The organism is Nocardioides sp. NPDC127503, assembly GCF_040302165.1.
Lineage (GTDB): Bacteria > Actinomycetota > Actinomycetes > Propionibacteriales > Nocardioidaceae > Nocardioides.
In genome coordinates, this window is the sequence record NZ_JBEORH010000001.1 from 517,786 (window position 1) to 527,820 (window position 10,035).

The 10,035-nt window shown below is 71.8% G+C and carries 10 protein-coding genes; 4 read left to right on the top strand and 6 right to left on the bottom strand.

What is annotated here, in order from left to right:
• Positions 1–2 precede the first annotated feature (2 nt).
• Positions 3–1,280 (top strand): pyridoxal-phosphate dependent enzyme, encoded by a 1,278-nt coding sequence (locus ABTW65_RS02495; protein ID WP_350658221.1) that lies wholly within the window; start codon positions 3–5, stop codon positions 1,278–1,280.
• 15 nt (positions 1,281–1,295) lie between these two features.
• Here the strand turns inward: ABTW65_RS02495 and ABTW65_RS02500 are convergent, their stop codons facing one another.
• The 5 genes from ABTW65_RS02500 to ABTW65_RS02520 all read right to left on the bottom strand — a co-directional run bounded on the left by ABTW65_RS02500 (position 1,296) and on the right by ABTW65_RS02520 (position 6,037).
• Entirely contained in the window at positions 1,296–1,877 is a 582-nt protein-coding gene (locus ABTW65_RS02500; protein WP_350658222.1) for a DUF5134 domain-containing protein, read from the bottom strand.
• 77 nt (positions 1,878–1,954) lie between these two features.
• Positions 1,955–2,212, bottom strand: a complete 258-nt coding sequence (locus tag ABTW65_RS02505) for an HPr family phosphocarrier protein (protein ID WP_160023680.1) — start codon at positions 2,210–2,212, stop codon at positions 1,955–1,957.
• A gap of 41 nt (positions 2,213–2,253) precedes the next feature.
• The gene (locus ABTW65_RS02510) at positions 2,254–4,308 is read right to left on the bottom strand and encodes a PTS fructose transporter subunit IIABC (protein ID WP_350658629.1); all 2,055 of its coding nucleotides are present in this window, start codon (positions 4,306–4,308) and stop codon (positions 2,254–2,256) included.
• Positions 4,305–5,258, bottom strand: a complete 954-nt coding sequence (locus ABTW65_RS02515) for a 1-phosphofructokinase family hexose kinase (protein ID WP_350658223.1) — start codon at positions 5,256–5,258, stop codon at positions 4,305–4,307. The genes ABTW65_RS02510 and ABTW65_RS02515 overlap by 4 nt, the downstream gene beginning before the upstream one ends.
• Positions 5,255–6,037, bottom strand: a complete 783-nt coding sequence (locus ABTW65_RS02520; RefSeq protein WP_350658224.1) for a DeoR/GlpR family DNA-binding transcription regulator — start codon at positions 6,035–6,037, stop codon at positions 5,255–5,257. The genes ABTW65_RS02515 and ABTW65_RS02520 overlap by 4 nt, the downstream gene beginning before the upstream one ends.
• 106 nt (positions 6,038–6,143) lie before the next feature.
• Here ABTW65_RS02520 and ptsP point away from each other — a divergent pair, with 106 nt between their 5' ends.
• The 3 genes from ptsP (at position 6,144) to ABTW65_RS02535 (ending at position 8,825) form a co-directional block, all read left to right on the top strand.
• Positions 6,144–7,820, top strand: a complete 1,677-nt coding sequence (gene ptsP / locus ABTW65_RS02525) for a phosphoenolpyruvate--protein phosphotransferase (protein WP_350658225.1) — start codon at positions 6,144–6,146, stop codon at positions 7,818–7,820.
• A 67-nt stretch (positions 7,821–7,887) separates the two neighbouring features.
• Positions 7,888–8,355: a hypothetical protein gene (locus ABTW65_RS02530; protein WP_350658226.1), complete on the top strand. Its 468-nt coding sequence runs from the start codon at positions 7,888–7,890 to the stop codon at positions 8,353–8,355.
• Between the two features lie 38 nt (positions 8,356–8,393).
• Positions 8,394–8,825, top strand: coding sequence for an SRPBCC family protein (locus tag ABTW65_RS02535; protein ID WP_350658227.1), 432 nt, complete (start codon positions 8,394–8,396; stop codon positions 8,823–8,825).
• Here the strand turns inward: ABTW65_RS02535 and ABTW65_RS02540 are convergent.
• Positions 8,822–10,000: a L,D-transpeptidase gene (locus ABTW65_RS02540; protein ID WP_350658230.1), complete on the bottom strand. Its 1,179-nt coding sequence runs from the start codon at positions 9,998–10,000 to the stop codon at positions 8,822–8,824. The genes ABTW65_RS02535 and ABTW65_RS02540 overlap by 4 nt on opposite strands.
• Positions 10,001–10,035 lie beyond the last annotated feature (35 nt).

Consider the following 10,035-nt stretch of genomic DNA (forward strand, 5'->3'; position numbering starts at 1 on the left):
CCTTGCGATACGACAGCGTGCTCGACATGATCGGCGACACTCCGCTGCTGCGGCTCGATCCGGCCGCCCACGGCGTGCCCGAGGCCGAGATCTTCCTGAAGCTGGAGTCGGCGAACCCGTTCGGCTCGGTCAAGGACCGGGTCGCCTGGGGGCTGCTGCGCGACCACATCGACACGATCGTCGAGGAGGAGCAGGTCGTCCTGGAGGCATCGAGCGGCAACACCGCGAAGGCGCTCCAGATCATCGCCTCGATGCACGGGGTCAGGTTCCGTGCCTTCACCAACCGGGTCCGGGTGAGCGAGGTCCGCGAGATGCTGTCGCTGCTGGGCGCCGAGGTGACCGAGATGCCCGGCCTCTCGGAGTGTCCGGACCCGACCGCGCCGAACGACGTGTTCGGGGTGATCGGCGATCTCATGGCGGGTGAGCCCGGCCGCTATCACCACACCTCGCAGTACACCAACGAGGACAACCTGCGGGCCCACTACGAGCAGACCGGGCGCGAGATCTACCGCGATGCCGGCCCGGTCGACCTGCTCGTGGGCGGGCTCGGCACCACCGGCTCCACCCGAGGGGCCGCGACGTACCTGCGTGAGCGCAACCCGGAGACCGCCGTGGTCGGCGTGGTCGCGGCGGAGGGTGACTTCATTCCCGGCATCCGCTCGGCGGCGGAGATGTGGGAGGTGGGGCTCTTCGAACCCGGTTTCTACGACGCGATCGCCGCCGTCGACTCGGCCGACGCGATCACGGCGAGCCTCGAGCTCGCCACCCGGCACGGTGTGCTCGCCGGCCCCACGACCGGGGCCGCCTACGCCGCCGCTCGGGAGCGGCTGCTGTCCGGGCCCGGCGGCCCGACCACGGCGGTCGTGATCGCGTGCGACCGCATGGAGCCGTACCTCTCCTACTACCGCCACCGCCGTCCCGACCTGTTCGGCGCGGCCCGCCCCGCTCCGGACGAGACAGCACCGTCGGCGGCGCCCGAGGAGCTCGAGGCGTGGACCGCCGCGGGCGAGCACGTGGTCGTCGTGGACGTACGCACGGCCCTGGCGTTCCAGGCCGGCCACATCCCCGGGGCGATCAACCTCCGCGACGACCTGCTCGAGCAGGTCATGGAGGCGGGGATGCCGTTCTCCGAGGCGTCCCGGGTGGTGTTCGCCTGCCCGACGGGGGACCGGTCGGCACGATTCGCGGCTCGCGCCGCCGCGACCGGTCGTCGGGCCTACAACCTCGAGGGCGGCGTCCTCGGCTGGCGCGACAGCGGGCGGCCGCTCGCGGGCGTCTGATCCTTCGGCACGACTTCACGCGGGGAGCAGGACGAGCATCGTGCCCATCCCGGCCGCCATCAGCCCGTGGCCGATGGCGGGCAGCCGGTGCGTACGCACCGCGGTCGCACGCACCAGCCACCAGAGCACCCCGGCCGCGCAGACCGCGACGAACAGAGAGTTGACCGCGATCGCCCAGCCGGGAGGCTGCCCGGCCGGGGCGATCGCCACCGCGCTGCCGTGACCCGCATGCCGATGGGCGCCGCTCGCATGTGCGTCAGCCATGAGCAGCGGCATCGCGGCGAGCATCCAGATCATCGCGGCGTTGAGGGCGAGATGTCCGACCACGTCGGCACGTCGGGCCCGGTCGCTCGCGCCCCGCAGAGCGGGCAGCAGGGCCAGGGTCAGCACCGCGAAGAGCGCGACCTGCGCCCATACCGCGACGTCCGAGACGATCACCCAGATCATCAGGATCATCGCCGCGCTCATGGCGGCGTGGTTGAGGTGGAGGACGGTCTCCCCGCCCGAGGGTGGGCAGACCACGAGAATCCAGATCCCCGCGGTGCCCGTGAGCAGGAAGGCCACGGTCAGCAGAAGGTCCCAGGGAGGATCGACCACACCAACAACGTACTACCGCAACGCCTCGCAGGAGGCCGGTCGCCGATATCGGTGCCGCGGGACGGCAAACGCCTCGCTCAGGCGTCGAGATCCTGCGCGACGAGCGCTGCGATGGTGTCGACGGCGGCCTGGTCCGGGCCGGTGACCTCGACCTTGTCGCCGTTGGCGGCGCCGAGGGTCATGATCAGCAGGGACGAGGCCGCGTCGACCGGCTCGCCACCGGGGACGGCGAGGGTGATCTCGGCGCCGAGCTCGTCGACCTTCTCGGAGATGATCGCGGCGGGGCGGGCGTGCAGGCCGACGGCGGAGCCGACGGTGACGGTCTGGGTGGGCATGATGCTCCTTCGTTGATGGGTTGCGGGACGTATGTGACGAGTCAGCTGGTCGCGGCGGCCGGGACCGGAGCGCGGCCGACGGACTTGAGGGCGATCACCATGCCGGCGCCGACGAGCACGCCGGCGGCCAGCGCGATCAGGTAGCCGAGCACGTTGGTGACGGCGAAGAGGACGAAGATGCCGCCGTGCGGTGCACGTACGCCGACGTCGAAGAGCTGGGAGAGCCCGCCGGTCACGGCGCTGCCGACCATGATCGCCGGGATCACGCGCATCGGGTCGCCCGCGGCGAAGGGGATCGCTCCCTCGGTGATGAACGAGGCGCCGAGCAGCCAGCCGGCCTTGCCGTTCTCGTGCTCTGCGGGGGTGAAGAGCTGGGGACGTACGACGGTGGCCAGCGCCAGCGCGATCGGCGGGACCATGCCGGCGAGCATGACCGCGGCCATGATCCGCAGCTCGGGGGAGTCGGCGGCGAGCGAGGCGGCACCGACGCCGGTGGCGGCGAAGCTGTAGGCGACCTTGTTGAGCGGGCCGCCCATGTCGAAGGCCATCATCAGGCCGAGCACCGCGCCGAGGGCGACGGCGCTGGTGCCGTCTAGGGCGGCGAGGCCGTCGGTGAGCTGCTGCATCAGCCAGTTGATCGGCTTGCCGAGCACGATGATCATCACCAGACCGGCCAGGATCGAGGTCACCAGCGGGATCACCAGCACGGGCATCAGCCCACGCGCCCAGCTCGGGACGCGCCAGCCACTGACCCAGTGGGCGATCACGCCGGCGAGGACACCGCCCGCGATCGCGCCGAGGAACCCGGTCGCGGGCGCCGCGACGCCGTCGGCGTTGACCACTCCGAACAGGTTGGCGGCCAGCGCACCCATGATGAAGCCCGGGGCGATGCCGGGGCGGTCGGCGATGGCGTACGCGATGTAGCCCGCCAACGCCGGGATGAACAGCATGAACGCGGTCTTGCCGATGACGAAGAACAGCGCGCCCAGGTAGACGGCGAGGCCGCTGTCGAAGAGGGCGTGGTCGAGACCGAGGGCCTGTACGTCGGGGAGGTTGGTCAGGGTGTTGTCGACCATGACTGCGCCGTAGACGTCGGTGATGTCGTAGCCTCCGAGCAGGAAGCTCAGCGCGATCAGCAGGCCACCGGCGGCGACGAACGGGATCATGTAGGAGACGCCGGTCATCAGGATCCGGCGGGTACGTCCGCCCCAGCTCTCCGAGGCGGTGCCGGCGGACTCGGACGAGTCGCCCCTGCCGGACTCGACGCGGGCGGCGCTCGGGTCCGCTGCGGCGGCGAGCGCCTCGGCGATCATCGCGTCGGCGTCGTCGATCGGCCGCTTCACGCCGGAGGAGACCAGCGGCTTGCCGGCGAAGCGGCTCCGGTCGCGGACCCCGACGTCGACGGCGAAGATGGCGGCGTCGGCCCGGGCGATCGTCTCGGCTGGCAGCGGCGTCGCACCGGCCGAGCCCTGGGTCTCGACCGCGATCTCCACGCCGGCCCGTGCGGCCGCGGCCTCGAGGGCCTCGGCCGCCATGTAGGTGTGGGCGATGCCGGTCGGGCAGGCGGTGACCGCGACCAGGGTCCGCTTCTCCGCCGGGGCCGGGGCGGGCTCGGGCGTCGCGCTCTGGGCCGGGGCCGGCACGTCGCCGACCGCCTCGAGAATGGTCTGGGCAGCCTGCTCGGCGGAGTCGGTCTCGCGCAGGGTCTGCCCGAACTCGGGACGGGCAAGCGCACGGGCCAGCTTGGTCAGGATGGTCAGATGGGTCGCGTCTCCGCCCGCCGGTGCCCCGATCAGGAAGGCGAGGTCGGCCGGTCCGTCCTTGCCGCCGAAGTCGACCGGAGGCGAGAGCCGGGCGAAGGCCACCACGGGCTCATCGACCCCGGACGTACGGCAGTGGGGGATCGCCAGGCCGCCGGGGAGGCCGGTGGCGGAGACCTCCTCGCGAGCCAGCGCGTCAGCGACGAGCGCGTCGAGGTCGGTGGCCCGGCCGGAGTCGGCCACGCGCTGGGCCAGGGCACGGATGACGTCGTGCTTGTCGGGGCCGAGATCGGCGTCGAGCGCGACGAGCTCGGGGGCGATGAGTGCGGACATCAGAGTCCTCCGGTGATGGGGTCGAGGTCGCGTACGGACACGAGGTCGGCACGTACCTGGGGTGGGGTGGGGAGGGTGGTGCCGGGGAGGCCGGCGGCTGCACTGCCGTACGCGACGGCGAGCCCGAGACGTTCAGGGGCGGAGAGTCCGCGCAGGTCGGCGAGGAGATAGCCGAACAGCGAGCTGTCCCCGGCGCCGACCGTGCTGACGACCTCGGTGGGTGGCGGGGTGGCGTGCCACGTACCTTCCGCGGAGACGAGGACGGCGCCGTTGCCTCCGAGGGTCGCGAGCACGGCGGTGACCCCGCGGTCGACCAGGGTCCGGGCTGCCGCCGCTGCGGCGGCCGGATCGTCGAGGGAGTCGGATCCGGTGATGGAGGCCAGCTCCTCGGCGTTGGGTTTGAGCAGGTCGGGTGCGCCGGCCGGGAGCGCGGCGGCGAGCGCCTCGAGGGGTGCCTCGCTGGTGTCGACGGCGATGCGGGTGCCGGTGGACCGCAGAGCGTTCACGACCTCGGCGTACCAACCGGACGGCGCCTCGGGCGGCAGCGATCCGGCGAGGACGACCCAGCGGGCCTGCTCGGCCTCCTTCACGAGCCGGTCCGCCAGGGCGTCGAGCAGCGCCGGGGTCGCAGTGGCGCCCGGGCCGTTGAGCTTGGTGGTGGTGCCGTCGGGCTCGGTGACGGTGGTGTTGATCCGCGGCCGGCCGGCGGGCCCGACGGTGACCACGTCGAGCCCGGAGGATCGCAGCTCGGTGACCATCGGGTCCAGCTCGGGGCAGGGGAGCACGGCGCGGGTGGGAACCCCTGCGGCGTACGCGGCTCCGGAGATGTTCACGCCCTTGCCGCCGGGCTGCGAGGTGGTGGTGTGGGCGCGCAGGACCTCGCCGCGGCGCAGCGGGCTGGTGAGCATCACGGTGTGGTCGATGCTGGGGTTGGCGGTCAGCGTGACGATCATGCGATCAGCACCTCCAGGCCGCTCTCGCGGAGCTCGTCGGCGACGTCGTCGTCGATGTCGCTGTCGGTGACGAGCACGTCGACGTTGCCCAGCGCGGCGAAGCGGAGCGTGGTCTCGACGCCGATCTTGCTGGAGTCGGTGAGGCACACGACCCGGCGGGCGGCGTTGACCAGCGCGCGCTTGGTCGCTGCCTCCTCGTGGTCGGGGGTGGAGAGGCCGTGGGCCAGAGTCAGCCCGTTGGTCGCGACGAAGGTGACGTCGACCCGCAGACGGCTCAGCGCGTCGACCGTCTCGGCGCCGACCGCGGCCTGGGTGGCCGGCCGGACGCGACCGGGCAGCAGGTGGAGCTCGATCTGTGCGCTGCCGGCCAGCATGGCGGCGACGGGGACCGCGTGGGTCACCACGGTGAGCTGGTGGTCGCGCGGCAGGGCGTGTGCGAACCGGCTGGTGGTCGTGCCAGCGTCGATCGCGATGGTGCCGCCTGCGGTGGGGAGGAGCGCGAGCGCGGCCCGGGCGATGCGGTCCTTCTGCGCGGTGAAGGTCTGCTCCCGCTCGCCGAGCGCTGACTCGAGCACGGCCATGGCCTCCACGGGCACCGCGCCACCGTGGACACGGCGGACCAGGCCCCGTCGCTCCAGCGTCGAGAGGTCTCGGCGCACGGTCTCGGTGGTGACCTCGAACCGCTCGGCGATGTCGGCCACGGATATCCGCCCGCGCTCGGCGACGAGACGGGCCGTCGCGATCTGTCGCTCCTCGGCGTACATCGCGGCCTCCTTCATGATCGGTGTGGTTTCGAGTGGGTTTCGGGCTTGTGAATGCCCACATATGTTGTTTTATGCCCGAATGTGTTGACTCGTCAAGGGGTTAGGGCAGATATTTGTGGTCATGGTCACGTCTCACTCATCTGTCCTCTCCGGCACTCCGGTGGTCCCGGGGATCGTGCTGGCGCCCGTCCACGTGGTGCGGACCGAGGTCGATCCCGCCGCGCTCGAGGCCTTCGAACGGCGCGGCTTCGACCAGCCCGAGGACGCCCTCGCGGCCTACGAGGCTGCCGCCACCGCCGTCGCCGACGGATACGCCCGCCGGGCCGAGAAGGCCTCCGGCGCAGCCGCCTCCGTCCTGAGCGCGAGCGCCGGCCTGGCCCGGGACAAGGGCCTGCGGGTCGCCGTAGAGAAGCACGTGCGGGCGGGGGAGGGACTGGTCGCCTCCGTCGCGGCGGCGGTGGAGCAGTTCGCCACGCTGTTCAGCGGGATGGGTGGCCTGATGGCCGAGCGGGTCACCGACCTGCGCGACATCGAGCGCCGGGTCCTCGCCCACCTCGCCGGCGAGCCCGAGCCGGGCGTGGACGTGCCCGAGGGGCGGTGCGTGCTGGTCGCCGCCGACCTGGCACCCTCCGACACCGCTGCGCTCGACCCGGCCCGCGTGGTCGCGCTGGTCACCGAGCGGGGCGGCCCCACCAGCCACACCGCGATCATCGCCCGCCAGCTCGGCATCCCTTGCCTGGTCGGCGTGGCCGGCGCGACCGGCATCGTCTCGGGCACCCCTGTGCTGGTCGACGGCCAGGCCGGGATCGTCGACCTGGAGCCGGGCCCGGACGCCGCCACCCGCGCCGAGGCCGACCTCGCCCGGCGCCAGGCGGTCGCCGCCTGGACCGGCCCCGGCCGCACCGCCGACGGCCACCCCGTGGCCCTGCTCGCGAACGTCGCCGACGGCTCCTCGGCACGTGACGCGGCCGCCGGCCAGGTCGAGGGCGTGGGCCTCTTCCGCACCGAGCTCAGCTTCCTCGACCGCCGTGAGGAGCCCACCGTGGCCGAGCAGGCCGACGTCTACGCCGAGGTGCTCGCGCCCTTCGCCGGCCGCGGCCACGTCGTCGTACGCACCCTGGACGCAGGCTCGGACAAGCCCATCGCCTTCGCGACCCATGAGGGCGAGGAGAACCCGGCCCTGGGCGTACGCGGCCTGCGGCTCGCCGCCGACAACCCCGGCCTGCTCGAGCGTCAGCTCGACGCCATCGCGATCGCCGCCGAGCGCACCGGCGCGGACACCTGGGTGATGGCGCCGATGGTCGCCACCGTCCAGGAGGCCGCCGACTTCGCTGCCCTGGTCCGCGCCCGCGGCCTCAAGCCTGGCGTCATGGTCGAGGTCCCGGCGGCGGCGCTGATGGCCCACCGGATGCTCGAGGTCGTCGACTTCCTCTCCATCGGCACCAACGACCTGACCCAGTACGCCATGGCCGCCGACCGGCTCGCCACCGACCTCGCCCACCTGACCGACCCCTGGCAGTCGGCCGTGCTGCAGCTCATCGCGATCACCGCCGAGGCGGGGCGTACGGCCGGCAAGCCCGTCGGGATCTGCGGCGAGGCCGCCGCCGACCCGCTGCTCGCCCCCGTGCTCGTCGGGCTGGGCGTCACCTCGCTGTCGATGGCACCCGCAGCCGTGGCGGCCGTCGGCGCCCGGCTCGAGTCCGTGACTGCCCGACTGTGCGACGAAGCCGCCGAGGCTGCGCTCGGTGCGCTCTCGCCGCATCAGGGTCGTGAGGCGGTCGCGAAGATCCTGGGGTGACCCGCCGGCGACCCGTATCGACCAATGCCGGTGCGCCTAATGCTGTGCGCGGCTATCGTCCGGGCTCGTGTGGATAGTTCCCGTGATCGTGCTCCTGGCTCTGGTCGGGCTGCTCACCATCGTCGTGATGATTCTGCGGGGCGTCGTGGATGTGGCGACGCCAGCGACTTGGAAGGTGCCGGGCGCAGCGTTGCGTGCTCTCGGCCTCCTGGCAGGCGGCCTTGCGCTGGGTACGTACGCCTGGGGCCTGGTGCATGTTGCCGGAACTTGGATGGACGCGGCGGACGGAGGCACGAGCTCGTCGCCACCGCCGCCGTGCCGCGATCACCTCGACAAGGCACGTGCCCTGCAGGTTTCGGGGTACGACCTCGACGTCATCCCGCCCGGGTTCAGCTGCGAGCTCACCGACGGCACGAGCGTCGAGATTCCGGTCGTCCCGGGGTACATCACGCCTGCGGTGATGGTGCTCGGGGCGGTAGCGCTGATCAGTCTCGCTGCCTCCGGCAGAGCGCAGTCGCGCACCGCGGTCGGGTGACCGAGCTCGAACGGACTTCGGGAGGTGTTGGCACACTGGTGAATGTGCCCGCCCGCTATGCGTTCGCCGAGACCTGGGACCTGCCGATGTCGACCGAGGCGGTGCGAGACGTACTGGTCGACCTGGAGCGCTATCCCGAGTGGTGGCCGCAGGTGCGGGCGGTGGCGAAGCTGGGGGAGGACGATGCCCTGCTGGTGTGCCGCTCGGCGTTGCCGTACGACCTGGAGATCGTGCTGCACGCGGTCAGCCGCAATCTGCCGACGCTGGAGGTCGGCCTCGGTGGCGACCTGGACGGATTCGCGCGGTGGACGTTGACGCCGGCGCCGGGTGGAAGCCGGATGGTGTTCGAGCAGGAGGTCGTCGTGGATGGCCTGCTCGGTCTGGCCTCGTCGTTGCTGCGGCCGGTGCTGACCTGGAACCACCGGCAGATGATGCTCGGCTGCCGCGCGGGGCTGGTCGCCGCGGTCTAGAGCGCGGAGCCCTTCTGGTATTCGGCCCAGGAAAGGTTCCAGTCGCCGAAGCCGTTGTCCCACTCCATCTTCCGGTCGGTGCCGGTGGTCTCGACGACGTCGCCGATGCGGGCCAGGCCGTAGAGCCAGGCGGCGTTGGCGGTGGAGAGGCCGGTGCAGCCGTGGGAGACGTTGGCATAGCCCTGGGACCCGGTCGACCACGGCGCGGCGTGGATGAACTCGCCGGAGTTGCTGATCCGCATGGCGTACTCGACGTCGTCGAGGGAGTAGTAGTCGCTCGAGCTCTGGTCGGAGATGCCGATCGTCTCCGAGCGCATCTCCTTGACGCGGTGCTTCTCGGAGATGACCTTGATTCCCGAGCGCGTGGTGAAGCCGGGCTTGCCGGTGGTGATCGGGATCGTACGCAGGAGCTTGCCGTTGCTGAAGACCTTCATCTGGTGCGTACGCGCGTTGACCTTGAAGACGTGCGCGTCGCCGACCTTGTAGGTCGCGGTGCGGCTGTGCTGGCCGTAGACGTCCCCGCCGGCGGAGGCGCCGTTGATGTCGAGGTCGACCTTGATGGTCGTGCCGGGCTTCCAGTACGCCTGCGGGCGGTAGCGAGCCTCCTTGTCGGAGACCCAGTACCAGGACCCGGTCTGGGCCGGAGTGGAGGTGACGTGCATGCGCTTCTCGAAGGAGGCGTGGTCCTTGACGGGCACGTCGAAGTAGACCGCGACCGGCATCCCGACGCCGACCTCGGACTTGTCGACGGGGACGATCGTGGCGAAGGTCTGCTGGGCCAGGGAGAGCGAGCGGGTGGTGAAGCTGCTGGTGACCTTGCCGGTCTCACCGGTAGCGGTGACGGTGTAGCGCAGCGCCGGGTCGAGCAGGTCGTTGGCCGTCCACGTCGTCTTGTCCTCGGAGAGCGAGCCGGGCACGGTGCGTCCGTCGGGCTTGGCGACCTTCACGCTCGTGAACTCGCCCGAGGTCGCGGTCACCGTCACGGTGCTGTCGACCGGCACGTCCTTGGCCCCGTCGGCGGGGGAGATCTTGGCGGTGAGGGGCTTCGCCGACGGCGAGGCGCTGGCCGACTCGCCGTTCGCGGCGGACTCCGGGCTCTCTGAGTTCCCGGCGCAGCCGGAGAGTGCGATCAGGGCCACCACGGCCGCTACGACAGGAAAACGACGAACCCGCATGGGATAACTATGCGGTAGGCGGCAACCGAATTCTC